We start from the raw sequence: 24280 nt of genomic DNA on the forward strand, positions 1-24280 counted from the left end.
TCTGGATTCGGGGGCACTCCATGAAGCATGAGTCGGTGAAGCAGGCCTCTATTCCTGAATTGGCGGCGGCCTTCGAGAAGGCAGCAGAGCTGCACGGACAGGCGTCGATCGAAGGGAAGCACCGGGCTGCCAATGCGCAGTACGCCAACCTCAGCGCCGCGGGGCGGGAGTTGCGCACGCGAGGAGAAGACGGGCGTTCGGCGCTGACACAACTGCTGCGGAGCAGCAATCCTCGCGTTCGCCTCTGGGCCGCATCTCATGCCCTCGACTTCGCCCCAGAGCTCGCGGAAGCAGAATTGGAGCATCTGGCCCAGGGGCCCGCAGGCTTGGTGAGGCTCGACGCGGAGATGACCCTCAGCGAGTGGCGGGCCCACACTCGCTCTGACTGAACCTTTAAAGTCCCAAAACCTTGGACTTTTTAAGTCATCCATGTCGAGACTCCCGAATGGCGCCGCCGCGCCTGGCCCTGGCCCCGAGGAGTTCATGCCCACGTCTTCCCCTGACAGCGAGCCTGCGCGCTCCCGGGCCGCACCGTTCCGCCATGTCTTGCCGCCCACGCCCGGCCGGCCCCGGCCCCTCTTCACCATCGATGGCGTCCGCTACGAGGCCGTCCGCGAGTTGGTGCGGATGCAAACCGGAGAAGTGCTGATGCTCGCCCGTCGCATTCCGGAGCGTGGCGCCCACCTGTCCGGACTCTGCTTCGTGCGGCGGCTTGCCAATCCCTCCACCACTCCGCGACGCACGAGGCTGGGTGGGGAGATCCAATTGGCCTTCCGGCTTCGTCACCCCGCCATCGCCCAGGTGTTCCATCGCAAGGTGCACCAGGATGCGCTGCACGTGGTCATGGAGTACGTCGACGGTCCCTCGTTGGAGACGCTGGTGAGCGCGAGCGTGGCGCGCGGCCAGCCTGTCTCCGAGTCCTTCGCCCTTTACGTGGGAGCGGAGCTTGCCGAAGCGCTACACCACGCGCACACGCTGACGGATGATGCGGGCAAGCCCCTGGGAATCATCCACCGCGACGTGAACCCCCGGCACATCTATGTGGGGATGCACGGCGAGGTGAAGCTCGTGAACTTCGGAGCAGCCTATTCGCTGATCATCGGACGCGAGGAGTCCCCCTCGAACCTTGTCCGGGGTGACGTGGCCTACGCCTCTCCCGAGTACCTGGAGCGGCAGGCACTGACGCCTCGTTCTGACGTCTTCAGCCTGGGCGTACTGCTGGTGGAGCTCTTCACCAGCAAGCACCTCTTCGACGTGCAGGACGTGCCCCGGCGGCCCGCGGGACTGCGCCCGTTGCAGGTGGAGATCCTCCCTTCCCTACCCTTGACGCAGATGCGGGTGCTGCTTGCCTGCTTCGGCCCGGCGGAGATCGAGGCGGCAGTGGGACAGCTCTCACCAGACGTGAAGCACCTGCTGCACATGGCACTGCGCGCAGAACCTGAAGAGCGGTTCGCCACGGCAGCGGACCTGTGCGACGCCCTGCGCTCAGCCCTGGCCAGACGGCACCCGGGGTATGGACGCCAGGAGGCCGCCGACGAAGTGGCTCAGCTGCTGGCGGAGGGCCGCGTGCGCCGGGACGTGGTGGAGTTTGGCGAGGGCGGCCTCTTCGAGGAAGACCCGGCGGAAGCGTAGCGCCTCAACGTGCCAGGGCGGAGGCGACATGGAGGAGTGCATCCAGCTTCTCTGCGTCCAGCTTGCGCGCGAGGTGCAGCAAGCGCCGCAGGTCCGGCGCGCCGTCGTCTTCCCGAGGCGACTGCTTCTTCGAACCCTTGCGCACCTCGCCCGTCGGGGTCAGGCCCAACATCGTTTCAGGGGAGACGCGCAGTTCCCGGCAGAGGCGGTAGAGGGACGGGACGCTTGGCAACATCTTGCCGCGCTCCAGGCGGCTATAGACGGGGTGCACCAGCCCGATGCGCTCGGCGACTTCAGCCTGCGTCAGTCCCAGATGTTCGCGGGCGGCGCGTGCCGCCATGCCAATGGTGATGCCGAGTTCTTCATTCATGGAGGGCGCACAGCGTATCCGAGATATCCGCTTCGGGGCCCTCGCCCGCCGGATGGCGTTCGGCCCCCTTCGTGAGGAGGCCGCATGCGAAAGCGACAGGAGCCCGGAATGATGACGCCATGAGGCCGCCACCCGCCATCCTGGTCCCTGGGGCGGAGGTGCTGGGCTACACGGTGGAGCGCCAGCTGGGACAAGGTGGCTTCGGCACAGTGTATCTCGCGCGCAACGCGGGAAAGCCATTCGCCTTGAAGCTGCTGCACCTGCCGCGTGTCGGCGAGCGGGTGGAGCGTGAGGTCTCCATCCTCCTGAAGCTGCGCCACCCTCACGTCGTGGGCCTCCAGGGCTACGGGCTGTGGCCCCCAGGTGAGCCGCGCTTCGCGGTCATTGTCATGGAGTACGTAGATGGGCGCAGGCTGGACGTCTGGGCCCATGAGGAAAATCCCTCCGCGCGGCAGGTGACGCGGGTGTTGCTGGACGTGGCACGGGCGCTCGCCGCGACACACGCGGCGGGGGTACTGCACCGGGACGTGAAGGAGGCCAACCTCATGGTGCGCGCCTCGGACGGCCTGGCCAAGCTGGTGGATTTCGGGATTGGCGACTACACGGGGGCGCGCGACCTGACGGCGGACATCCTCCCGCCGGGAACACCGGAGTACCGCGCGCCCGAAGCGTGGCGGTACTTCCGGCAGCATGCCCGGGTCCTCGGGGCCCGCTACGTGGCGGGCGTGGCGGATGACCTGTGGGCGCTCGGCCTCGTCTTCTATTGGCTGCTGACGGGGCGCAAGCCTTTCGATGGCGAGGACGACCCAAGCTTCATTGAAGCCGTGCTCACCCAGACGCCCGCGTCTCCGCACGATGCGAACGCGCGCGTGCCTCTGGCACTGAGCGATATCTGCATGCGCCTGCTGGAGAAGACGCCCGAGGCGCGCACACCGAGCGCCTTCGCCGTCGTGTCCGCACTGGAGGAAGCAACGCGGGACTCGGATGCAGCGTGGGACGTGCCCTTGTGCGATGCCTTCGGCGAGGACACCGCGACGACGGAGGGTGAGCAGGACAGCTTCGAGAAGTGGCGGAACCGCCCCCGGCACAGGCCCCGGCGCGGCGTGCGTGCGCCGCTGTCACGGGCTGAGGCGCCGACGGTGCAGGGAACGACCGTGAAGCCACGACGTTCCCTCCAGGGATGGGGGGTGTTGGTGACGGTCCTGGCGCTGGTCGCGGTAGGCGTGCTGCTGCGGCACGGGACGGCACGGTTCCCAGGGATGGTCGCGCATCGTCAGGAAGTAGCGCCCACTGACAAGTCGCCCCAATCTGGCCGGGCTGCGGCTCCCAGCAGGACAGAGGCCACCGCCGTAGCCGTCGCAGTTCCCGCGACGATTCAGGAGGTTGCCGCCACCGTGACGACGCAGACGCCAGAGACTCCCTCCCTACCGCTCTCCCCGAAACCCGCGAGAAAGGTCCGGAGCGTCATGACCCGAGCTGCGGGCATGGCCACCTGCACTGCGTTGCTGGGATGCCCCGGTCCCCAAGTACGTCCGCTCCCGCCGCCAGAGCCCTGCCCGGTGGGAGCGGTGAAGGCCATGAAGGCGAGGAAGATCGACATTGGGGAGAGACACGAAGCAGTCTTCGTCTTTTCCAGGCCGCACATCATTTCGGTCCACGAAGGCCCTACTCAGTTGATCCTGGTCGGCCCCTGGGAGGATCTGCCGAGCAACACGGAACTGTCAGGCCGGCTCATCGTGAGAGACCGCGTCTATGGACGCCTGACGTGGGCGACGACGCCGAAGGGTGACAGCTTCCCAGTGTGCCTGGACGTCCTCGCCGAAGAAGGAGATCGAGGAATGGCGAGGGAGCCTGGAGACGATTCACCCACGAGTGCCCGCATCTTCACCCTCGCGCGTGTGAAGGCGGTGGGTGAGTTCGAGTAGCAAGGTTGCCCGGGAGAAACCGCCGAGTGTCCTCTTCCCCTATCGTCGTGCTCCTGGGAGTCCTGTTCACGAGTCCGGCAGCGTTCGCCCAGCCCGAGGTCCAAGCTTCAGGGCTGAGCGCACGCCGCATCGAACTCAATCCGGACGAGAGTCCTTCCGTCTCCGAGATCGCGATCAGTGCGGGACTCTCCACGGGACTCTATTTCGACTCGGATCTGGTGCGGGACTGGATGGAGTTGGAAGGAAGGGAGCGATTCTCCCTGGTGGACATGGGACAGGCTACGCTCCGCTTGATTCCGTCCACGCGCGTGGTTCCAGGCGAACGGTTCCGCTTGGTCGTGCGCTTCAAGGACGGTGCTGCACCGGCGAGCGCTTCTTTTCTCCTGCGGGTGCATCCCGCAAAGGCGGAACCCCTCGTCGAGGTTTACCGTGAGAAACGAACGATTGAGACCTATCAGCAGGAAGTCCGGGAGGTTCGTGCGGAGTTGGCACGGTGCCAGGACGAGAACTCGCGGCTGATGGCCGAGCATGAAGCCCCCAGTGGACTGACAGGTCTGCTCGCAACCCAGAACCTTGATGAGAACGGTGTCGCAGCACGGACCGTGACCAGGGCCATCGTTTCGTCGCAGGACAATGCCCTGGAGGCCATCTCCGTCACCACCTATCGTACCAAGGGGGCTGTTGCTGTAGTCGTCCAGCTGGCGACGAAGGCAGGCGCCCACCCCTGGAGCGCAAAGGGAGCAACGCTGAGGAGCAAGACCGGAGCGGAGTTGAAAGTGCTCCGCGTCTGGCAGCAACAACTCATCCCCTTGGGTGAGGCTCGGAGCATTGTAGTCGAGGCAGAAGCCCCCGGGGCCGGCGTCCCGGGACCGTACTCCCTCAAGCTCTGGGAGGACGGCCCCCGCACCGTCACGTTGGGCAACGTGGCGTTCCCATAGTCACGTCCCAGCATTATCGCCGACTGCGAACCATGAAGCCGGAAGACCTTCAGAAGCTCGTCGCGAAGTTCGAGCAGCATGCGGCGGCACAAACGGACGCCATCTGGCGAGGAGACGCGAAAGCCGCAAACAAACACGCGGATGAATCCATCGCAGCCTTCAAACTGCTGAGAACGCAAGGCGATGCAGGACGGGATGCGCTCGCGACCCTCTTCACCCACCCACGGATGGAGGTTCGAACGGCAGCGGCGGCGCTGCTCCTGCGGCATCGGACCGCCGAAGCCAGGGCCGTGTTGGAGGAGGCCGCGAAGGGGAAGGGGTTGATCCCCTTTGAAGCACAGGAAGCCCTCAAGCGCTGGGAAGAAGGAACCTGGTCCCTGGATCCGGCTTGAGCGCCTACGCCCCACCGCCCTGCCAGATCAGCATCCCCATCACGCCCACGTCGCGGGAGCCTCCCGCGTGGAGCCTCCAGGGCACCGCCACTCCGAGCTCCAGGGACTTCAGCGGACGCGCCATCAACCCCGGTGACAGGAGCAGGGTGGAGGTGCCGTCCTCGTCCCTCCAACCCGCTTCCACCATGGGCCGCAGCGGGCCCAGGGCCAGCACCGCTCCAGCCGCGATGTCCGGGTGGAGCTCTCCTTCCAGTCCCCGCACCCCGGGCAGCTCCTCCGCCTTCAGCTGGAGGTTGAAGCCCAGCGGCCCCACGTCCTGATACGCCAACAGATACGGCTCGAAGCCCGGGCGGAACCGGTCGTCCCGGAAGTCTCGCGTGGCCTCCAGGTCCATGCCCAGGCTCAGCGTGAAGCCGCGGCGTCTGTCATTGACCAATGCCAAGCCGATGCCCGCCTCCGCCGTGTCCAGCCCTCGCGGATCCTCCGGCGTCGTCAGCGCGGCCTTCACCTCCACCTGCACCCGGTCGCTCAGGCCGTACTCGGCTTGCACCGGCAGCTCGAAGCGCGTCTCGCCATCCTGACGCGTCCACTCCAGCCCCGTGCCCAGCTGCACCTCGCCCCGCTGCTGCGGCGGTGCGCCGTCTCCCAGGAAGAACTCCTGTACCCGCCCCTCCACCCCTTCCGCCGCCATCGCGGGCAACGACAAGAGGCCCAGGAGTCCCACCGTGACGAGCTGCCGTCCGTTCGCCATGTCAGCAGGGTGAACACGGCCTTGCTCCAACGGGCCCCTCCTCCGTGCCTCCCACCGCCCGGCTGCCTGCCTGCTTCAGGAATACGCCAGGGCGCCCAGGCCCCGCGTGGAGGCTTGCATCACCGCGCGTGAAGGTGGCAAAGCCCGGGCTCCTCCTCCTTCGAGAACGACCATGCCCTTCCCCTCCGCTCGACACACCGTGGCCCTGCTGGCCCTGGGCCTCACCGCCTGTGGCGGCAAGGACGTGCGTCCCGTCACCGACCCCTGCGTGGAGAGCACCAGCGCGGATCCGGCCAGCGGGACGTGCGCGCCGCTGCGCTTGCAGTGCGCGCAGGACCTGGGCGGCTTCAACACGGACCGCTACGTGTGGCGCGACCGCGACTGCCACGTGCGCTCCGTGTCGCTCGTGCGCAACGACGCGGCGGACCCCGCGGGCTGGAATGGCGGCTACATCCGCCGCTACACCTACGAGGTCTCCGGCGCCCAGCGCGTCTGCGACGGCCAGCACCCGGAGGTGCCCGGCTGGGGCATGGTCACCAGCCACCTCAAGGAAGGCCAGACCTGGGGTGCCTGGACGCAGGACGTGCGCGGCACCGGCCGCGTCGTCTTCAAGGGCTCACACCACGCGCTGCATGAGCTGAAGTGGCCCCTGTCCCTGGACGGCCACGTGGTGCAGGTGACCGTGCAGTACCTCTTCGCCACCGGCCGGGACCATCCGCTGTACGCCATCACCCACGACGCGTCCGGCTTCCCCGCGAACCAGATTGAAGCCGACGTGCGCTCGCCCTACGGCGACCTGGGCTTCGACGGAAACGCCAACACGGACATCGCCGGCCTGGGCTGGGGAGACCGCTACCGCTTCGTCACCCTGTCCTCCCCCGTGACGATGAACACCGGCTGGGACTACCGCGAACCCAACGTCGTCCCCTACACGCGCATGTGGACCGCCGCGCCGGACGCGGAGATGGGCGCCGTGCAGACCCAGACGTGGGAGCAGAAGCCCGCGGGCGGCTACTGGCTGTACCCGGAGTGGGGCACGCGCCACGCCAATGGCCCCATGCCCGTGGACTACAACTGGCCCTACCAGCTCAACCAGTACGAGCTGCCCTCCGTCACCAACTCCCACCGGCTCGCGTGGGGCAGCAACTTCGGCGCGGTGGGCCTCTCCCAGTACCCGCGCCTGGGCGACGACGGCGTGATGCTCTCCGGCCACCCCTACCAGAGCTACTCCGTCTTCATGGTGCTGGGCACGCACACGGCAAGCCCCGTGCTGTCGCTCGTGTCGGAGGTGGAGGCGTGGCAGGGCGTGAAGCTCACCGCCTCGGAAGGCACCGTGCGCACGCGCGGCCCGGGCGGCGTGGGCCGCTCGGACTCCGTCACGTACGACGTCCCCGGCTACAACCCCGTCTACGCCACGTGGGAGGCGGACGCCGCCTCCAACCGCGTGACGCTGGCGTTCGACACGGCGGGGCGCACGCTCGCGCACCCCATGCTGGTGGTGCACGGCTACACCGCCACCACCGCGCCCGGGAAGGTCTCACTGGACGGCCAGGCGCTCACCCCGGGCACGGACTACTTCGCGTCCGTGGACGCCGAGGGCAAGGCGCTCTGGCTCACGCTCCAGCGCGACCTGAAGGGCTCCTCCACCCTGAAGGTCGAGTAGCCGCGGGTCAGTCCGCGGTGCCGCTGCCGCCGTAGCCCTGCGGGGCCTGCGAGCGCAGCCGCTGCCACTCGGCGCGGGCGTCCTGCTCCACGCGCTTCTGGTCGTCCACGCGGCGCCGGGCGTCCTCCACCTCGCGCTTGGCGTCGGCGACGGCGGCCATGAAGTTCGCCTCGGACATGTCCCTGGCGCGCACGTCGCCGCTCTTCTCCAGCGCCTGGAACTGGGCCAGGTTGAGCTCCGCGTCCGCCACCTTCAGCTCCGCGTCGCGCAGGTCCTTCTCCGCCCTGGCGGTGTCCGTCTTCTTGTCGTGCCAGGACACCTCGGCGTCGGCGGCGGCGCGGCCGGCCTCGGCGCCCTGGAGCTTGGACTGGGCCTGCGCGATGGGGCTCTGCTGGCCGGTGGCCTCGGCGGCCTTCACCGCGGCCTTCTCCGCCTCCATGCGGCTCTTGGCGGCGTCACCGTTGCGGCGGGCCACCTCCGCGGCGCGCTCCGCGTCGCGCACCGCCACCTCGGCGCGCGTCACGTTGTCGGCGGCCTTGGTGCGGGCCAGCTGTGCCTCACGCACCTCGCCCAGCTGATCCTCGGGGACCCGCGCCATCATCGCGTCGTCCACGCGAGAGGCCCGCGAGCTGCTGCAGCCGGCGAGGAACGTCATGGACGCCCCCAACGCCAGTCCCACCACCCAGTGACGCTTCGTCCTGTTCTGGAACATGTTCTCGATCCCCCGTCCAAAGATGACTGGGGAAGAACCTAGACACGGCCCCGCGGGGCGACAGGCGTCACGGACGACACCGTTCCCAATGGAATCCGTCCGGGCCCAAGACGGCCGAGGAGCAGGCAGGCTCCGGCCCATTTCCCGCCCATGCCGTTGCCGTCCGGGACTTTCGTCACGGTGGATGTCCCAACCCGGACGGGGCGCGTGTCTCAAGGGCGCGCGGACGACGCGCCACCAGGGAGAGGGACGACATGAAGCGAACCGGATGGGGATTCGTGCTGGGAACGGGCTGCGCGCTGATGGTCGCGGCCTGCGGCGCCGGGCCGGATGAATCCGAGGACATGGAGGGCACGGAGTCCGTGAAGATGAGCATCTCGCTCGCGGGGGACGCGTGCGGCGTCTTCTCGGCCGCGGCGACCGTGAGCGCGCCGGACCTTCCGCCCCCGTCTCCGCAGTACCTCAACGTGGGCAATGGCTACATCGAGGGCTACCTGTTCAACATCCCCGTCGGGCCCCGGCGCATCGTGGAGGTCAAGGCGTACAACCGGATGGGGCTGGAGGTGTACGCCGGTGCCACGGCCGTGGACGTGTACGAGGGCTCCGTCGCGTACGCGCAGCTCCAGCTGAAGCGCAACCCGCAGAACTGCCCGGGCGGCGGGACGGGCGACATCTACATCATCGGCTCGCTGGAGGGCACCGGCCCGGGCCAGGACGGGGGCCCGGCCTACGACGCGGGCCCGTGGCCGACCTACGACGCGGGCGTGTACGACGCAGGCAGCGCGTTCGACGCGGGCTAGGTGCCCCGGCCGTAGAACCACGCGGTGAGGGCCAGGCGGGAGGCGTGGGCGGGCATCACCTCGTGCTCCAGCCGCTCGCTGAGGAACACCACCAGGCGGTCCAGCACCGGCGCCACCTCCACGGGGGCTCCGGTGTCCTCCGGGAAGAGGCGCAGCACGCCGCCGTGCTCCGGCTTCCAGTCCGCGTTCGCGTACCAGATGGCGGTGATGCGGCGGTTGGACCGGCCCGGGAACGCGTCGCGGTGGCGGGCGTAGTGCGCGCCGCCACCGGGATAGCGGGCCAGCTGCACGTCGAAGCGCCCCAGCCCCAGGTACGCGCCCGCGGACACGGCCTCGCCCAGCGCCTGGAAGCGGTGCCACAGGGCTTCGAGCTCGGGGGTCGCTCCGGGCAGCACCCACTCGATGTGGTCTCCACGCACGGAGGTATCGAGCGTGTGGTCCGCGCCGCGCCGGATGCCCGCGGGCTTCAGCGTCCCTGCATCTACTCGCGCGAGCGCCGCGGCTCTCACCGCCAGCGCCCGCGCTTCGCCAAGGAAGGCGTCTCGCACGAAATATCCGTGCGAGTTCAGCGCCTCCACCTCCGTGTCCGTCAGCTCCACCGTGGGCCGCTCCTTTCCGAGCGCCTGTCCGGAAGCCTGCGCCCATACGCTGCCCCAGAACGCCCCTGTTCCGGAAGCGGGTAGACTTCCGGCCCATGGCGAAGAACGTCTCGCGAGCGCTGTCCCTCCTCGCCGCGGTCGCGCTCGGCGCGCTGGCGGCCTGGGTGCTGCTGCGTCCCGCGTCTCCCCGGCTGCCGGACTCCGCGACGGTGGTGGAGCAGATGCGGGAGGTGGCCCGGCTGGAGACCCTGGACGTGTCCCTCTACAAGAAGGTCACCTTCACGCCGGAGCCGCAGGCCACGGACGCGCTGTGGAAGGACGTGCTGCTCTGGGCCAGCTACACGCTGCAGAACCCGCACGGCCGCGCCATCGTGTTCGCGGACGCGCACCTGGGGTTCGACTTCCAGCGCTTCGACGCGAGCCACCTGCACGCGGTGGGCACGCGCGTGGACGTGCTGTTGCCGCCGCTGCAAGTCACGGTGGCCCTGCGGCCCGGGGAGACGGAAATCATCGACTCCAACCTGGACAGCGCGCAGACGGCGCAGCTGCTGGAGAAGGCGCGGCTGGCGTTTGAAAAGGAGGTGCGTCAGGACCGGCGCCTCCAGGAGAAGGCGCGTCAGTCCGCGGAGCGCTCGCTGCGGGGGCTGTTGCTCACGCTGGGCTTCCGCGAGGTGCGGTTCGTGGAGACCCTACCGGTGGGGAGCGCGGGATGACGGAGCGGCTGGAGCTGATTCAGGGCGACATCACGAAGGTCACGGCGGACGCCATCGTGAACGCAGCGAACTCCGCGCTGTCCGGAGGCGGCGGCGTGGACGGTGCCATCCACTGCGCGGCGGGGCCGGAGCTGCTCGCGGAGTGCCGCACGGTGGGCCGCTGTCCCACGGGTGAGGCGCGTATCACGAAGGGCTACCGGCTGCCCGCGGCCCACGTCATCCACGCGGTGGGCCCCTCGTGGTGGGGCGGGGACCGCGGCGAGGACGAGCTGCTGGCCTCGTGCTACCGGAGCACGTTCGCGCTGATGGAGCAGCACGGGCTGCGCACGGTGGCCTTCCCCGCCATCTCCACGGGCGCCTACGGCTTCCCCATCGAACGGGCCGCGCCCATCGCGCTGCGGGAGATCCGCGCGGCCCTGGAGCGGCGGCCGGAGCTGGAGCGCGTCACCGTCGTGCTGTTCAGCGAGCGGGATTTGCAGGTGTATCAGCGTGCGTCATAGGGCGGGCCCACCTCTTCCAGAGCCCAGGCCCCTGCCGCGATCGGGCTAGGGTTCAATAGCGTTGATGGTGACGGTCATGTCCTGCTCCTGAGGACGTCTCCGTCCAGGACGAACGCCCCGGGTACCCCGTCTGGAGCGTGTCCCAATCCAGCCAGCCTCCGCGCGGATTCACCGTCCGACTCACGGCACAGCAGCGCGACTTCACGGCGTCCCAGGCTCACGCACAGCGGGCCTCCGCCCGTGGCGGCCTCCAGCCTGCGGCGCTGGGCCTTGGTGAGCAGCCGCGCGCCGTCGTGTCCGTCTCCGCCCGTCACCGCCCAGATGCCGGAGAACGCCTCCGCCAGCCGCACCTCGCCCTGGTCGATGACGACGGGGCGCACGTCCGCGGGCCGCAGCTCCAGGTTGTGCCACGCCGCCGCGTCCACCGCTTCGGCCGTGAGCCCGGCGTCCTTCAGCGCGGAGACCGGCAGGTAGCGCACGAACTCCGCGTCCTCCAGCACGTAGAAGACCTCCAGCCCCGCGGGCCCCGGACGGAACAGCGCGCCCTGCGTCCCCGCCACGAAGCCCCGGGGCCGCAGCACCGGGCGCAGCGCTTCAAGAGACACACCGACGGACAGACCGCCCAGCCGTGAAGCCAATGCCTCCACGTGCGCGGTGAGCCCCTGCGTGCCCGGCGCGTCACGGTACGCGGCGTACAGCGACCCCACGTCCACGCGGCCCACGCCTCCCGAGGCCAGCTTCACCAGCAGGTCGCGGCCCTGGCGCCGGAAGCCCACGCCCGCTCGGCCCAGCGCGGCGGTGAGCGCGGCGGTGAACTCCGGGCGCAGCACCTGCTCCTCGGGCGCGGGCAGCGGAGGCAGGTCCGCGGCCTCCAGCTCCGCGCGCAGCAGCTTCGCCTCCGCGTCGAAGGGGTCCCGCTCCACGGCCTCGGCCACGTAGGCGCGAGCCCGAGCGCCCTCCCCCTGCCGCAGCGCGAGCACGGCCAGGACCTTCAGGGCCTCCGGATCGCCAGGGCTCAGGACCAGAGCCTCGCGCAGCTCGGCCTCCGCCTCGCGGTGCCGCTCCAACCCCAGCAGCGCTCGCGCGAGCCCCAGGCGCACCTGGAGGTCCTTGGGGAAGTCACGCCGCAGGGTCTGCATGAGCGGCAGCGCTTCCCGCTCCGCGTCCGCGTTGACCAGCGCATGCGCCAGGGTGAGGCGCAGCGTGGGGCCGGGCGTGCGCGCGGCCTCGGCACGCAGCGCCTCCAGCTCCGCCGCGCCGAGCACTTCACCCGCCTCCACCTTGCGGCGCAGGCGCTCCAGTTCCGCCGGGGAAATCACGCGCGGACTCTAATGGTCCATGCCCGGAGCGCCCAGCCCCTCAATGGGTCGCGTCGTGCAGGTCCGTCTGCCCGGCGGGCTCGTCCTCGCCCCGGAGTTGAGAGAGGAAGTCGTCCAGGGCGCCCACGTCGATGGGCTTGCGGAAGACAGCGTCCACCTGCGCGAGGTTCGCGCGGTTCTGTCCCCGCACGTCCATGCCGGTGACGATGGCCAAGAGCGCGTGGGGCGTGCGCTGCCGCAGCTCGCGCGCCAGCTCCCAGCCCGTCATCTCCGGCATCACCGCGTCCAGCAGCGCGGCGTCGTACGGATTCTTCTCCCACATGTGCTGGGCCACGTCCGGGCTGTGCGCCACCTGCACGTCGTAGCCCTCCTCGCCCAGCACCTCCGCCATCATCCGCGCGTTGTCCAGGTCGTCGTCCACCACCAGCACGCGGCGCGCGCGCTGGGGCACGCGTGGCATGCGTCCCATCGCGGGCGTGGGCCGCGGCCCGGTGCCAGGCATGGGAGAGGGCTCCAGGGCCTCGCTGAAGCGCGGCAGCCGCACGATGAAGCTCGCGCCCGAGCCGTCGCGCCGGTTCTCCACCGTCAGCTCTCCGCCCCAGCGCTGCACCTGCGTGCGCGCCACCGCCAGGAACAGCGAGAACTGCGGCGCCCCCGGGTCGCGGCGCAGCGGATCGAAGAGGCCCGCCAGCTCATCCTGCGTGTAGGGCCGTCCCCCGTCGTCGATGCGCAGGTCCAGCCAGTCCCCTCCGGCCGGACGGGAGTGGACCACCAGCGTGCCGCCCCCCTCCATCCGGTCGCGCGCGGACAACATCAGGTTGACGATGAGCTCGCGGAAGAAGCCCGCGTCCGCCTTCACGCCCCAGGGGAAGCCCAGGTCCAGCTCGGTGTGCACCGGGTGCTCGCGCTGCTCCAGTTCGCCCCGGGCCAGCTCCAGCGCCTCGCGCACCGTCTGGTCCACCGGCACGTTGGCCAGGCGCTCCTCGGTGCGCTGCACGCTGAACTCCTGCAGCCGCGCCACCAGCTCGCCAATCTGGCGCACCGTCTTGTCCAGCGAGTCCACGTGCTCGGGCTTGTACTCGCGCCGCAGGAGCGTGATGCGCAGCCGCAGCACGTTGAGGAAGTTGTTGAGCGCGTGCGCGGCGCCGCTCGCCAGCTGTCCCAGCGCCTGCTGCCGGGTGCGCCGCAGGAGCTGTCCCTGGAGCCTGCGCACCTCGTCGTGCGCGTTCTCCAGGGCCTTGGTCTTCACCGCCGCCTCCGTGCGGTCGCTGAAGGTCTGGATGACGCCGGCGAGGACATGGTCCTCCTCCCACACCGGCGTGGCGCTCATCTCCAGCGTGGCGTCCCCGCCTCCGGGGCGCTCCACCTGCATCATCACGCCGCGCACCGGGGCCTTCTCCCGCAGCGCGCGCAAAAAGGGCATGTCCTGCACCTTGAAGGGCTCTCCCGTGGGGTGCCGCGCGTTGACCTGCGAGAGCACGGGCCCCAGCGTGCCGGCGGCGCGCGCGCCCACCACCGCGCGCATGGGCACGCCCATCAGGCGGCTCACCGGCGGCGAGGCGAAGGACACCATGCCGTCCGTCTCCGCCAGGAGGATGCCCACCTCCACGTGGTTGAGCACCGACTCCATCACCGCGGCCTCGCGGAAGCGCACCTCCTCCGTCTTGAGCACGCGCGCGTAGGAGGCCTGCGCGGACGCGTCCGCCTCCCACACCAATTCCGACACCAGCTCCGCCACGTCCGCGTGGATGACGCCGCCGTTGCGGCGCGCATAGACGTAGAGCAGCACCTCCTGGAGCGACTTGAACTCGCGGGTCAGGTCCTCCGGCTCGAAGTTCTGGTCGTACCGGAAGGCCCCGTGCGAGCGCACCACCTCCGGCCACAGCCGCACCGCGTCCTCGCCCCGGTCCTGGAGCAGGCGGGCAAGCTCATCCAACAGATGGCGCAGCGGCGCGCGCAGGTCCCGGCCGGGGACCTCCACCTCGTACGTCTCCGCGCGCAGGCGCTTGGACCACAGGCGCGTGATGCGCTCGCCCTCGTCCGAGAGCAGGCCTGACAGCGCGGCGATGGCGTCATGGGAAGAAGGCACGCTCAAGGGCGCACGATGCGCACGCCCCGCTCGCCCGGCCACCCGTCCCCCGTTTCCCCGCTGCGCGGCAATGTCCGGCGCTCCACACGGACGCTCGCATCATGGGCACCGGGCGCCCGCCTGCCCGGCCGCCCTGGCCGCGGGGAGCGACCGTCCCCACCTTCCCCGGCACGGATGAGCGTGAAGGAGCACAAGAAGAACGAACTGGAGCAGCCCGAGGTCTCCCAGCAGGCCATGGCGCAGCTGTTCCGTGGCGAGCTCAGCCGCTCGGACACCTGGCGGACGCGTCTGGACACGACGACGAACTGGGCGCTCACCACGACGGCGGCGGTCATCTCCTTCGGCTTCGCGACGCCGCAGAGCTCGCACGTCACGTTCCTGGTGGGCATCTGGATGGTGGTGTCCTTCCTGCTCATCGAGGCGCGGCGCTACCGCTACTACGACCTGTGGAACCGCCGGGTGCGCCTGTTGGAGGACGGCTGGTGGGCGCCGATGCTGCGGCGCGAGCCGGTGGATCCGGACGCGCTGCGCGAATTGGCGGTGGAGATGTCCCGGCCGCAAATCCAGCTGTCGCTGCTGTCCGCCATCGCGACGCGGCTCAACCGCGCGTACGGGCCCATCCTCATCGTCCTGTTGGTGACCTGGTTCTTCAAGGTCTACAGCCACCCGCGGCCACCGCGAGACTTCGGGGACTTCTTGGACCGTGCGCACGTGGCCTGGATTCCCGGCCCGGTGGTGATGGGCGCGCTGGTGTTCCTCACCGTGGCGGCGGCGTACCTCTTCACCGCGTCCTTCTTCATCCGGGCGCCGCTGGGCGAGCTGCGCACCCGTCCCCGCGGACGCCGGGCCGCGCTCTGGGAGGCCTTCTACCGGCCCTACGCCATCCAGCGCCGCAAGCGCCCGAGGCCCCCGGGCGCGCGAGCCAGCACGCCGCGCCCGCCGGCCCCGTTCGAGCACTGAAGTCGTGGACGTGGCAAACGAAAGCTAGAAGGCCTGCTGTTCTGCGGCGAGCAGGACCTTCATCGCGATCAACATTTTTCGCGGCCAGGACTGCTGATCAGGAAGCACCTCATACCCGTACTTCGAATAGAAGGCCTGGGCGTGCTCATCCTTGGCATCGACGATGATCGCCACACCTCCACCCTGGCGGCTTATCTCCATCGCGCGCAGATGAGCGTCACCCAGCAATGACTCGCCAATGCCAAATCCCCGGCAAAGACGATGACGTGCAAGCCGACCAATCAAGACCGCAGGATAGGCCCGGTAACTTGGCATCCGCTTGCTGCGAGTCACCTGACGAAACGTGTCAGAGGAAACTTCGCAAAGGGCCAGTGTATAGAACCCTAGAACAGGCGGTAGGTCAGGGCGTTCCTCTGGACGCGGCAGTACCCAGGTCCGGTTGACGTCAGCCTCGTTGTTCTGGCCTGCGGACTCGCGGAAAAAGCGATTGAGCTCTTCATGCTCGCACTCGAAACCACTTCTCCCATCCATGCGAGTCCGCAGCCGAAACGGAGGCAGGGCAAGAGCCTGCGAAGCAGAACCAGACGAGGGCATGAGTGCCCGCGGTTCTAACTTGTTCTCCTGGGAATCAGCTAGCGACCAGACAAGCGCCGCTTGCGCACCAGCGCCAACAATGCCTCCGTTGGCTTGGAGGGGGCGTCAATGACTTCGAGGAACCTACCGAAGTCGCGCTCGGACAGGACGATACGCTCCGATTCAGCGGCCTTCACATCTGTGGCCACGCCTTGTTCATGACGTGCCACCGTCTTGAACTTGCGGCGGGCATGTGTCCCGAGTCGTCCCGAACTCTTCCAGCCAGCGGTCCTGATCAGGAGCCCACAGAGATTCCGCAGAGACTCTGAGCTACTCATGATGAGCTGCAGCCTTAGTGACATCTGTTCGCTCCTCCATGAGTGCGGCGCTGGAATTCATTCCAACGCGGATCGATCGTCGACGATATCGGTCGAACAATAGACGCGCGGCCATGGTCGCGCAAGACACGCGCGCCTGCCGTGTCGAATGAATCCGACGCGAGACGTCGGACTTCCCAGGAATATTCCCGGACGCCCCACCCGCCTGGCCCCTTGGTACAGGGTGCTGCCTTCTCTCTTCTTCGGGAGAATTCGGCATGGGTCCTACTGACTCACAGAGACGTTCGGGAATTGCTATCCAAACAGGACTCAGCCTTGCCTCCAGTCATGCCCAGGTTTCCAACCCGAGCCGAAAGGTCAAGAATTCGCCAAGGAAAGCAGCTACGTCAGCCGCTCACCTGCGCCATCAGCGCCATCACCCGCGCTCGCGTGGGGGCCTGGAGGTCCGGCCGCACCGCGATGGCCTGGAGCATCTGGAAGACGGGCGTGCCGCCTTCCAGGTGCTGCGCCGCGACGGCCAGCAGCGCGGGCTCCTCGCCCGGCGCCAGCCCTCCGGCCACCACCCAGGCCCGCAGCTGCTCCAGCGCGCCCGCGTCCAGGGTGCGCGTGTTCAGCGCGTCCAGCAGCGCCCGCTGCACGCCCCGGTCCTTCTCCGTCGCCAGCGCGTCCAGCAACAGCCGCGTGGCCAGTTCCTGAGGCGCGGCGCGCAGCGCGTCCGCCGCCGCGGCCCGCACGTCCGGGGACCCATCGCGCAGGTGCGGCGGCACCACGTCCACCAGCCGCTCCGCCCGCGTGCCGCCCATCGCCCGAAGCGCGTGCGCGCGCGCCTCGTCCCCGGAGGCCTGCGCCACGGCGGTCTCCAGCGTCCGCACCGCGGCGCGCGCCTCCGCCGACTCCGGATCCAGGTGCGAGGACCAGACGCCCAGCGCGTAGGACGTGGCCCGCTCCACCGGGACGTCGTGCTCCGTCCGGGCGCGCTCCAGCAGGCCGTTGATCATCACGCCCGTCTCCGGCTCCGGCTTCGTCAGGAACCCCGCGCGCTGCACCATCATCACGTACGCGCCCGCGTGCTCCCGGGCCTCCGGCGACTGGAGGAGCGTGCGCAGCGTGGCCTGCGCCTGCGCGTGGCCCGCGCCCACCAGCAGGTCCAGCATCAGCTCGCGCATGGCGGGCTTCGTGCCCGGCTTCAGGAACAGGCGCGTCAGTTCCTGGCAGCGCTTCGGCTCCAGCGTCAGCGCCGCGATGGCCCTCCGCGCGAACACGTCCAGGCCCGCGATGGCGTCCGGGCTGCCGGCGTCCTCCAGTGTCTCCAGCAGCTCATCCACCGTCATGCCGTCCGCCTGGCCGCGCAGCGCCGCCGTCTCCGGATCCAGCTCGAAGGCAATCTGCGACGGCGTGCGCACCACGAGCTTCTGTTCGTGCGACGGCGGCAGGGGCTGCATCTCCCGCGACTGGTACTTCAGCCGCAGGCGCAGCCGCTTGGACAGGAGCACGCGCCCATCCGTGCCCAGCGCGTCCAGCACCTCGTCCTGGGTGATGGCGACGAGGCGCCCTTCCGCGTCGCGGTCGAAGGTCGTGAGCGAGCCCAGCTCCTGCTTCGCCACCGTCGCCGAGCCCGCCGCGCGCAGGCTCTGGTAGCGCGTCCTCCGGCGCGTCAGCCGCGAGCTGTCCCCGGGCTCGAAGGCGAACGCCGCCTCCACGTCGCCCGTCTGCGTGGACTCCGTGGTGGTCCAGGACGCAGCGTCGCGCAGCTCGGAGGGGAACAGCTCCGCCGCCAGCGTCTGCGCGAACTGGCGGAACAGCGGCGGCTCCGCCTCGGAGAAGCGCACCGCCTGGAGCGCGCCGCGCGCATCCAGTTCCAGCCACGCGCTGGCGGTGTCCGGCAGGTGGGCCTGGAGCGCCGCCGCGTCGGGCAGCAGCGCCTGTCCGGAGAGGACGGCCTCGTGCCGCGCCAGCCGGCGCAGCGTCAGGCGCAGCCGCGTGCCCGTCGCGCGCGTCTCCAGCGCCTGGAGCGTCAGCTCACCCTCCAGGTGCAGCACGCCCTCCAGCTCCTGGGCCTTCGCGTCCTGCGCCGGCATGGGCAGCGCCACGCGCGTCAGGTCATCCCAGACGAGGTGGAACGTGTGCGCCTCGCCCACGCGCCAGCGGAACAGCGGCAGCCGGTGGGAGGACTCCGCGGCCTGCACCGTCGCGGCGGACGGGGATGACTCGGACAGCCAGAAGGGCAGCGCCCCCAGGCACACCAGGGCACCCAGGCCAGCCACGCCATGAACGAGGGTCGAGCGACGCATGAAACACTCCGGAAGAAAGTCGAAGGAAGAAGGCGAACCACTCCCCGGGGCCGTGGACACAAGCCCCGGGGTCATGCGAGCCGCGCGCGGCTCAGTAGAGCTGCGCGAGCGGCAGGTAGTGCTGGTCGTTGAAGAGCTGCGTGCTGGTGCCGATGCCCTGCCACGACACGATGGGGAACTCGCCCTTCAGGAAGCCCAGCTCCGCGAACAGGGAGAGCCGTCCATCCAGCGAGCGCAGCGTGAAGTTCAGGCTGGTGCCCAGCCCCAGGAACAGCGTGTTGGGGTTCGTCGGGTGCGAGGGCGAGCTCAGCGCGACGCCGATGCGGCCCTGGAGCGGCAGCTCGAAGCGCAGGATGGTCAGCGTGCCGCGGACCCCAATCTGGAGGCCCGGGATGCCGATGGCCAGCGACACGAAGCCGTTGGCGGACGCGTAGGGCCCGATGTTGCCCAGCAGGTCCAGCGTGATGAGGTTGCGCGCGCAGTCACGGCCCAGGGCGCCGCCCATCGACGCGACGATGCCCACCTCCACGGACAGGCCGCCGCTCACCGTCACGGGGATGAACCACACCATGAAGGTGGCGCTCGCCTTGGCCGCGTCCTTGTCCACGAAGGGCTTGCGCTCCACGAAGGTGAAGCGCGCCGGGTAGGACTGGTCGAACGTGAAGATGGGGTTGCCCAGCACGCGCGCGCTCAGCTCCGCCCGGATGGCCGAGGGCTGCGTGGACGCGCGGCCCGTCAGGTAGGCCACCTCCGTGCGCGTCGGGCTGAACACGTTCGCGTAGAGCCCCAGCTCGCTGAAGATGGCGGCGTTGGTGTCGCACCAGTTGCCGGTGAACGCGGAGCCGGGCGTGGACATCTCCCAGCCCGCGCGCAGCGAATAGCCGCCGCCGAAGTTGTCGTCACCCGCGTAGCCGCCCGCGGAGAAGTCCTGCCCCTGACGCTTGGTCATGGTGACCGGGTTCGTGGGCGGCTGCTGATTCGCCGCCTGCTGCGCCAGGTACTCCGCCAGGATGCGGGAGTAGTAGGCCACCAGCGTCGGGTTGAGCGTGTAGTCCTTCTGGTCCAGGCCCTTGATCTTCAGCCGGTCCGCGTTGCGGATGAAGCTCTCCACGCCGAAGTCGTTGCCGGTGACGGTGAGGCACTGGCGCAGGTCCGCCTCGCGGCGGGGCACCATGACCGCGTCCACCATCGCCTTGTAGCGGCGGGGGCTCCAGTCACACGCCGTGGTCTTGTCCGTGACGAGGCAGCCCTCGGCGTCCGCCTTCACCAGCAACGTCTCCAGCTGCTTGTCCATGCCGTAGAGCTGCTCGGCGGTCTTCTCGTCCAGCTCCACCGTGCTGAAGTCGCGGCTGCGCAGCATCTCCGACTCGCGCTGCCAGCTGGCGTAGGCGGCGTTGCGCCGGTCCAGCAGGGCGGAGAAGGCCTCCTGGCGCTGCTGTGAGTCGTTGAGCACGTCGTCCGCGAACTTGCTCAGCGCCTTGCTCTGGGTCTGGTGCCACGCGTCCGAGGGCAGCACCCACTGGCGGGCCTCCACGTTGTTCGCCTTCAGCGCCGCCTCGGAGGTGAACGCGTAGGGCTTCGTGTTCTTGGGGTACGGGCCCGGCACGAAGCGGAAGTACGCGTTCTTCTCCACGCGCGTCTTGCCGTCCCAGAGGGGCGCCTGCTTCACCCCGTCCTTGCTGTACAGCGTGCGCTCCGCGATGCCCCCGGAGCCATGGGCCGCGTTGAACAGCGCGCGGAAGTCGTCGCCGAAGCGGCCCGCGTTCTGCTCGAAGCGGCTGTAGTCGTAGTGCTTCTCGTGCACGTACTCCTGGCACGAACGCTCCAGCACGCCGTTGGCGTCCCACTCCTGGCGCTGCTTGTTGTACGCCGCCTCCAGCTTCGTGAGGCTCTTGTAGTCCTTGCGCGCCAGCACCTGGCCGCGCTGCACCTGCCCCACGACGGACTCATCCGAACCGGAGAAGAGCGTGTTGAGGACGGCGTTGGGCTGCACGGCCACCGTCTCCACGCCGCCGCCCATGCTGGCCGGCAGGAGCGCGGTGCGCCTGGGCGCGGCCGTGTAGCGCGCCTTCCACTCGGACTCCATCAGGCCCTGACAGTACGCGTCGGTCTCCTGGCCGCACGCGGACGCGCGGTAGTCCACGTTGGAGCACTCGGCCAGCGTGGGCTGGGGGCACGGGGCCGCCAGCGCCTGGGGCGCCACCAGCGCCGCGGTGGACAGCACGGCCCAGCGCACGGGGCGCGGCAGCCGGAAGGGGGTTCTGCGCATGCTCATGGGAAGCCTCGTCTCGGGGAGCGCACGGGCCAGCAGGGCCCGGACGCCACCGCCCTTGAGCACGAGGCGTGCCGGGGCCCTTCCCCCCCGGCGCCAGAGGGAGCGCCCCGCGGCGTGAGGACGCACAGGCCACAAACGGCGGGGAGCGCCGTTGCCCTCGGGGCAACGACGGACGCCCGCGGCCCCCCTCCAGGCGGCCGGGCGGCCCCCCTCCCCGGCTGATGGGGGCCATGCCCAGGGGTGAATTCCGTCCGCTTTCGCCCTTCCGGCCCCCCCGGATTTGTGGTGTGAACCGCCCCCATGGCGAACACGCGCACTGTGACGGTCATCAACGGCGACGGCATCGGCCCCGAGGTCTCCGCGGCCACCATCCGCGTCCTGGAAGCCCTCAAGGTCCCCCTGGAGTTCGAGTTCAAGGACGCGGGCACGGAGGTCGTGGCCAAGTTCAACACCAACCTCCCGGACGAGACGGTGGAGGCGGTGCTGCGCAGCGGCGTGGCGCTCAAGGGCCCCACCGGCACCGTGGTGGGCCGCGGCCTGCCGTCCGCGAACGTGGGCCTGCGCAAGCGGCTGGACCTGTACTCGTCACTGCGCCCGGTGAAGAGCGTCCCCAACGTCAAGACGCGCTACGAGAACGTGGACCTGGTCGTCGTGCGTGAGAACACCGAGGACCTCTACGCGGGCCTGGAGCACATCGTGGTGCCGGGCGTCGTGGAGGCCATCAAGGTCATCACGGAGAAGGCCTCCACGCGCATCGCGCGCTTCGCCTTCGAGTACGCCAAGAAGAACGGCCGCAAGCGGGTGTCCGCCGTCCACAAGGCGAACATCATGAAGCTGTCCGACGGCCTCTTCCTGGACTGCTGCCGCAAGGTGAGCCGCGAGTACCCGGAGATCACCTTCGATGACGTCATCATCGACAACCTCTGCATGCAGCTGGTGAAGGACCCGACCCGCTTCGACGTGATGGTGATGGAGAACCTCTACGGCGACATCGTCAGCGACCTGTGCGCGGGCATGGTGGGCGGCCTGGGCATGGTGCCGGGCGCCAACATCGGCGAGCGCACCGCCGTCTTCGAGGCCGTGCACGGCACCGCCCCGGACATCGCGGGCAAGGGCATCGCGAACCCCACCGCCCTGATGATGTCCGCGGTGATGATGCTGGAGTGGCTGGACCTGAAGGAAGAGGCCCAGCGCATGGCCAACGCCATCCAGAAGGTCTACGGCGGCGAGTCCAAGGTCCGCACCGGCGACCTGGGCGGCAGCGCCACCACCGCCGAGTTCACCAACGCCATCATCGCCGCGCTGTAGTCCTCAGCCGACGGTGACCTTCCGCACGCCCCGCGCTTCCAGGAGCGCGGGGAGCCGGTCGCGCTGGTCGCCCTGAAGCACCAGCGTGTCGTCCTCCACCACGCCGCCGCAGCCCAGGCCGCCCTTGAGCGCCTTGAGCCACGTGTCCAGCTGCGCGGCGGGCAGCCCCAGCTGCTCCACCACCGTCACCTCCTTGCCGCCCCGGCCCTTGCGCTCCATGCGCACCACGGCGCGCGCGGGGCCCTTGGGCTCGGGTTTCGGCGCCGAGCCTCGGGGCTCCGGCGGAGGTGGCCCGGCGGGCAGCGCGTCCCGCTGCACGGACAGGGCGGCGAAGGGGTTGTTGAAGGGCCCCGGCGGCGGGGCCTCGTCCTTCTTGTCGCGCTTGCCCATGGCGTGTCCCCTCTACGGGTGGGCGTGGCCCTCGTGGCCGGGGGAGCCGGTGCCGCGGGGGCGCGCGGGCGGCAGGGCGCTGAAGCCAGGGGCGTCCGGGTTGCCGCTCGCCAGCACCAGCGCGTAGATGAGCGGCGCGGACGGAGGCACCTCGCGGCCGTTCACCAGCACCAGCGGCGTGCCCTGGATGTTGTAGCGCATGGCGTACTCGACGTCCTGGCGCAGCTTGCCAATGGTCTCCGGCGCCGTCATGCACCCCTCCAGCTGCGGGCGCGCCACGGAGCCGGAGCTGGCGATCTCCATCACCTTGTCCGTGTCCAGGAAGGCCTGCGCGGCGAAGAGCTTCTCACGCAGCTCCCAGAAGTCCTTCGCGCCCTCCAGGCACACCTGCGCCCGGGCCGCGGCGCAGCGCACGCTGAGCGCGTCCGGCCCGCGGTTGGGGATGGCCGGGTTGCACTGGCCATCCAGCGGGAACTGCCGCGCCTCCACGGACAGCATGCCCTTGGGGGCGTGCTGCTTGATGACGGCCAGCTCCTCCACCAGCGACTTGCAGTGGGGGCACTTGCTGTCGGTCCACTCCAGCACCTTCACCGGCGCGTCCGCGGGGCCGAAGAGCGTGCGCGGCGGATAGGCGGCCAGCTTCGGCTGTCCCGCCCGGTACATGGCCAGCGAGTCCGCCAGGAACTGCTTCTGGTCCGGCGGCAGGCTGGCGATGAACCCTTCCAGCGTGGCCGGCGGCGCGGGCGGCGTGGTGCTGGTGCCGCTCTGCGACGGCGTCTGCGCGGAGGCCACCGGCGGCAGGAAGGCGCCGGCCTTGGGCGCGTGCGGCGTGGCCCGGCCGGGCATCAGCATGGCCACGAAGGCGACGGCGGAGATGCCCACGGTCCACTTGAGCGTGTCGCCCCACTCGCCCGCCTGGGGCATGAGGGGCCCGGGCAGACCGCGCCACGCCACGCCCGCGAACGCGAGCACCAGCACATAGGTGCCCAGACACGTGGGGCACACCACGCCCACGCTCGCGCTCACGCTGGCGAAGACGGCGACGGAGACGACGCCCGCGAGCGCCAGCAGGCGCAGACCGCTGGACGCCGGACGCACCGGGCGGCCCGCCTTCGCCCACGCGAGGTACAGCGCGGCGAGGCCCACGGCGGACAGGCCCCACACGAGCCCCAGGCCCGCGATGGGGATGCCCAGCGTGTCGTGCACGGCGCTGGCGAAGTCCGAGTTCCAGACGGTCTCGCAGTTGACGTGCTCGTTGATGCCGCAGCTGGTGGCGCCACCGGCGCGCAGCGTGAGCAGCTCCATCCATTGATAGACGGCGAGCGCACTGGTGAGGAGGCCCAGCACCAGCAGCGCGAGTGCGCCACGGGTGGGAACGGGGGCGGCCGGGGTCGGGGCCTTCTTGCTCATGCGTGCTCCGGAGGCGGGGTCATGAAGACGAGGAGGCGGGCGTTGTCCGGGCCGTCGTTGACGACGCCGTGGTCGATGCCCGCGGGGGCGAAGAGGGTGGAACCGGGGCCATGCGCCGCTTCCTCGTCGCCGATGCGGAAGCGGCAGCTCCCCTCCAGCACGAGGTACACCTTGTCGGACGTGGCATGCCGGTGGGGCTTCTGCGCCTGGCCCGGGGCCAGGCAGTAGACGTCGAGGAAGAAGCGACCGGACTGGAAGACGGTGTGCTTCTGGAGCTTCTCTATAGAGAAGCCCTGGAAGGCCGAAAGCTGCTTCACATCCATCGTGGCATC

The 24280-nt window shown here is 69.9% G+C and carries 24 protein-coding genes; 11 read left to right on the plus strand and 13 right to left on the minus strand.

Annotated features, from left to right (window positions below; all coding sequences use genetic code 11):
• The first annotated feature begins 20 nt into the window (after positions 1 to 20).
• Positions 21 to 389 (plus strand): DUF2019 domain-containing protein, encoded by a 369-nt coding sequence (locus D7X96_RS13200; protein WP_158616220.1) that lies wholly within the window; start codon positions 21 to 23, stop codon positions 387 to 389.
• A gap of 94 nt (positions 390 to 483) precedes the next feature.
• Positions 484 to 1632 carry a serine/threonine-protein kinase gene (locus tag D7X96_RS13205; protein ID WP_121769866.1) on the plus strand — a complete coding sequence of 383 codons (1149 nt, stop codon included), beginning with the start codon at positions 484 to 486 and terminating at the stop codon, positions 1630 to 1632.
• A 4-nt stretch (positions 1633 to 1636) separates the two neighbouring features.
• Here the strand turns inward: D7X96_RS13205 and D7X96_RS13210 are convergent, their stop codons facing one another.
• Positions 1637 to 2002: a helix-turn-helix domain-containing protein gene (locus tag D7X96_RS13210; protein ID WP_120548725.1), complete on the minus strand. Its 366-nt coding sequence runs from the start codon at positions 2000 to 2002 to the stop codon at positions 1637 to 1639.
• A gap of 158 nt (positions 2003 to 2160) precedes the next feature.
• Between D7X96_RS13210 and D7X96_RS13215 the strand changes: the two genes are divergently transcribed.
• From D7X96_RS13215 to D7X96_RS13225, 3 genes are read left to right on the plus strand one after another with little or no spacing between them, the layout of a single operon-like run.
• Positions 2161 to 3927 (plus strand): serine/threonine-protein kinase, encoded by a 1767-nt coding sequence (locus tag D7X96_RS13215; RefSeq protein ID WP_306449803.1) that lies wholly within the window; start codon positions 2161 to 2163, stop codon positions 3925 to 3927.
• A gap of 26 nt (positions 3928 to 3953) precedes the next feature.
• Positions 3954 to 4865, plus strand: coding sequence for a DUF2381 family protein (locus D7X96_RS13220; protein ID WP_120548723.1), 912 nt, complete (start codon positions 3954 to 3956; stop codon positions 4863 to 4865).
• A 32-nt stretch (positions 4866 to 4897) separates the two neighbouring features.
• A complete protein-coding gene (locus D7X96_RS13225) occupies positions 4898 to 5257 on the plus strand; it encodes a DUF2019 domain-containing protein (RefSeq protein ID WP_120548722.1) in 360 nt (119 codons plus the stop codon).
• Between the two features lie 4 nt (positions 5258 to 5261).
• On the opposite strand, the gene D7X96_RS13230 is transcribed toward D7X96_RS13225, so the two are convergent.
• Positions 5262 to 6008, minus strand: a complete 747-nt coding sequence (locus tag D7X96_RS13230; RefSeq protein WP_121769868.1) for a hypothetical protein — start codon at positions 6006 to 6008, stop codon at positions 5262 to 5264.
• Positions 6009 to 6180: 172 nt separating this feature from the next.
• Between D7X96_RS13230 and D7X96_RS13235 the strand changes: the two genes are divergently transcribed.
• Positions 6181 to 7671: a hypothetical protein gene (locus D7X96_RS13235; RefSeq protein WP_120548720.1), complete on the plus strand. Its 1491-nt coding sequence runs from the start codon at positions 6181 to 6183 to the stop codon at positions 7669 to 7671.
• A 7-nt stretch (positions 7672 to 7678) separates the two neighbouring features.
• Here D7X96_RS13235 and D7X96_RS13240 read toward each other — a convergent pair whose 3' ends face one another.
• Complete coding sequence (locus D7X96_RS13240; RefSeq protein WP_121769869.1) at positions 7679 to 8383, minus strand: hypothetical protein; 705 nt, start codon at positions 8381 to 8383, stop codon at positions 7679 to 7681.
• A 254-nt stretch (positions 8384 to 8637) separates the two neighbouring features.
• Between D7X96_RS13240 and D7X96_RS13245 the strand changes: the two genes are divergently transcribed.
• Complete coding sequence (locus D7X96_RS13245; protein WP_147442751.1) at positions 8638 to 9183, plus strand: hypothetical protein; 546 nt, start codon at positions 8638 to 8640, stop codon at positions 9181 to 9183.
• On the opposite strand, the gene D7X96_RS13250 is transcribed toward D7X96_RS13245, so the two are convergent.
• Positions 9180 to 9782: a 2OG-Fe(II) oxygenase gene (locus tag D7X96_RS13250; RefSeq protein ID WP_121769870.1), complete on the minus strand. Its 603-nt coding sequence runs from the start codon at positions 9780 to 9782 to the stop codon at positions 9180 to 9182. The genes D7X96_RS13245 and D7X96_RS13250 overlap by 4 nt on opposite strands.
• Before the next feature lie 95 nt (positions 9783 to 9877).
• Between D7X96_RS13250 and D7X96_RS13255 the strand changes: the two genes are divergently transcribed.
• Entirely contained in the window at positions 9878 to 10495 is a 618-nt protein-coding gene (locus tag D7X96_RS13255) for a DUF4230 domain-containing protein (RefSeq protein ID WP_120548716.1), read from the plus strand.
• Positions 10492 to 10995, plus strand: a complete 504-nt coding sequence (locus tag D7X96_RS13260) for an O-acetyl-ADP-ribose deacetylase (RefSeq protein WP_121769871.1) — start codon at positions 10492 to 10494, stop codon at positions 10993 to 10995. Before D7X96_RS13255 ends, D7X96_RS13260 begins: the two co-directional genes overlap by 4 nt.
• Positions 10996 to 11069: 74 nt before the next feature.
• On the opposite strand, the gene D7X96_RS13265 is transcribed toward D7X96_RS13260, so the two are convergent.
• Both D7X96_RS13265 and D7X96_RS13270 read right to left on the minus strand, forming a co-directional pair.
• Positions 11070 to 12314 (minus strand): tetratricopeptide repeat protein, encoded by a 1245-nt coding sequence (locus tag D7X96_RS13265; RefSeq protein WP_121722928.1) that lies wholly within the window; start codon positions 12312 to 12314, stop codon positions 11070 to 11072.
• A 40-nt stretch (positions 12315 to 12354) separates the two neighbouring features.
• The gene (locus D7X96_RS13270; protein ID WP_121769885.1) at positions 12355 to 14403 is read right to left on the minus strand and encodes a hybrid sensor histidine kinase/response regulator; all 2049 of its coding nucleotides are present in this window, start codon (positions 14401 to 14403) and stop codon (positions 12355 to 12357) included.
• Positions 14404 to 14577: 174 nt separating this feature from the next.
• Between D7X96_RS13270 and D7X96_RS13275 the strand changes: the two genes are divergently transcribed.
• The gene (locus D7X96_RS13275; protein ID WP_121769872.1) at positions 14578 to 15363 is read left to right on the plus strand and encodes a DUF2270 domain-containing protein; all 786 of its coding nucleotides are present in this window, start codon (positions 14578 to 14580) and stop codon (positions 15361 to 15363) included.
• 24 nt (positions 15364 to 15387) lie between these two features.
• Here D7X96_RS13275 and D7X96_RS13280 read toward each other — a convergent pair whose 3' ends face one another.
• From D7X96_RS13280 to D7X96_RS13295, 4 genes are all read right to left on the minus strand, one after another.
• Entirely contained in the window at positions 15388 to 15957 is a 570-nt protein-coding gene (locus tag D7X96_RS13280) for a GNAT family N-acetyltransferase (protein WP_120548711.1), read from the minus strand.
• Between the two features lie 38 nt (positions 15958 to 15995).
• Entirely contained in the window at positions 15996 to 16298 is a 303-nt protein-coding gene (locus D7X96_RS41755) for a type II toxin -antitoxin system TacA 1-like antitoxin (RefSeq protein ID WP_120548710.1), read from the minus strand.
• 362 nt (positions 16299 to 16660) lie between these two features.
• Positions 16661 to 18565, minus strand: a complete 1905-nt coding sequence (locus D7X96_RS13290; protein ID WP_121769873.1) for a HEAT repeat domain-containing protein — start codon at positions 18563 to 18565, stop codon at positions 16661 to 16663.
• Positions 18566 to 18656: 91 nt separating this feature from the next.
• Complete coding sequence (locus D7X96_RS13295; protein WP_121769886.1) at positions 18657 to 20840, minus strand: hypothetical protein; 2184 nt, start codon at positions 20838 to 20840, stop codon at positions 18657 to 18659.
• 300 nt (positions 20841 to 21140) lie between these two features.
• Between D7X96_RS13295 and D7X96_RS13300 the strand changes: the two genes are divergently transcribed.
• Positions 21141 to 22148 (plus strand): isocitrate dehydrogenase (NAD(+)), encoded by a 1008-nt coding sequence (locus D7X96_RS13300; protein ID WP_120548708.1) that lies wholly within the window; start codon positions 21141 to 21143, stop codon positions 22146 to 22148.
• Between the two features lie 3 nt (positions 22149 to 22151).
• On the opposite strand, the gene D7X96_RS13305 is transcribed toward D7X96_RS13300, so the two are convergent.
• Genes D7X96_RS13305 through D7X96_RS13315 form a run of 3 tightly spaced genes read right to left on the minus strand, consistent with a single transcriptional unit; the run spans position 22152 to position 24271 of the window.
• Positions 22152 to 22538: a translation initiation factor gene (locus D7X96_RS13305; RefSeq protein ID WP_120548707.1), complete on the minus strand. Its 387-nt coding sequence runs from the start codon at positions 22536 to 22538 to the stop codon at positions 22152 to 22154.
• 12 nt (positions 22539 to 22550) lie between these two features.
• Positions 22551 to 23948, minus strand: coding sequence for a vitamin K epoxide reductase family protein (locus D7X96_RS13310; RefSeq protein WP_121769874.1), 1398 nt, complete (start codon positions 23946 to 23948; stop codon positions 22551 to 22553).
• Positions 23945 to 24271: a cupin domain-containing protein gene (locus D7X96_RS13315; protein ID WP_120548705.1), complete on the minus strand. Its 327-nt coding sequence runs from the start codon at positions 24269 to 24271 to the stop codon at positions 23945 to 23947. The genes D7X96_RS13310 and D7X96_RS13315 overlap by 4 nt, the downstream gene beginning before the upstream one ends.
• Between the last annotated feature and the right edge of the window lie 9 nt (positions 24272 to 24280).

Source organism: Corallococcus interemptor, assembly GCF_003668875.1.
Classification (GTDB): Bacteria; Myxococcota; Myxococcia; order Myxococcales; family Myxococcaceae; genus Corallococcus; species Corallococcus interemptor.